1 protein-coding gene is annotated in these 780 nt (G+C 61.9%); it reads left to right on the top strand.

Annotated elements, in window-relative coordinates:
- A partial coding sequence (locus tag BN2476_RS44950) for an efflux RND transporter permease subunit (RefSeq protein WP_143811255.1) occupies positions 1-780 on the top strand: 780 nt, incomplete at both ends.

Below are 780 nucleotides of genomic sequence, written 5' to 3'. Positions count from 1 at the left end.
TTGTTTTTTTCATGCCGCATGCGGCATACGACTTTCGCCTTAGTCTCGTGCGCTCGGTTGGCGAAGCAGTGGCGATCGTGCTCGTCGTGAGCCTCGTTTCGCTCGGTTTTCGCACGGGTATGGTGGTCGTGATCACGATTCCAATCGTGCTCGCCGTGACGGCGCTGTGCATGCATCTGTTCGGTATCGGACTGGACAAGGTGTCGCTCGGCACGCTCGTGCTCGCGCTGGGACTGCTCGTCGACGACGCGATCATCGCCGTCGAAATGATGGCCGTGAAGCTGGAGCAGGGCTGGAGCCGCATGCGCGCGGCGGCGTTTGCCTATACGAGCACGGCGTTCCCGATGCTGACGGGTACGCTCGTGACGGTCTCGGGCTTCCTGCCGATCGCGCTCGCCAGATCGAGCACGGGTGAGTACACGCGCTCGATCTTCGAAGTGTCGGCCATTTCGCTCGTCGTTTCGTGGTTCGCGGCCGTCGTGCTGGTGCCGTTGCTGGGCTTTCATATGCTGCCGGAGCGCAAGGTCCATGCGAATGGCGGGCACCACGATGAGCACGAGGTCTACAACACGGGCTTCTACCGGCGCCTGTCAGGCTGGGTCACGTGCTGTATCGACCGACGCTGGCTGGTGCTGGGTGTTACCGCCGTGCTCTTTGTTATTGCAATGGCTGCATTCACGCGCGTGCCACGACAGTTCTTCCCGAACTCCGAGCGCCCCGAGTTGCTTGTCGACATGCGTTTGCCGGAAGGCGCATCGTTCGCAGCGACGTTGCGTGAAG

Origin of the sequence: Paraburkholderia piptadeniae (genome assembly GCF_900007165.1) — a bacterium.
GTDB classification, from domain to species: Bacteria; Pseudomonadota; Gammaproteobacteria; order Burkholderiales; family Burkholderiaceae; genus Paraburkholderia; species Paraburkholderia piptadeniae.
Note: the sequence above shows the minus strand (reverse complement) of the source record. Positions and strands in the feature narration are given on the sequence as shown.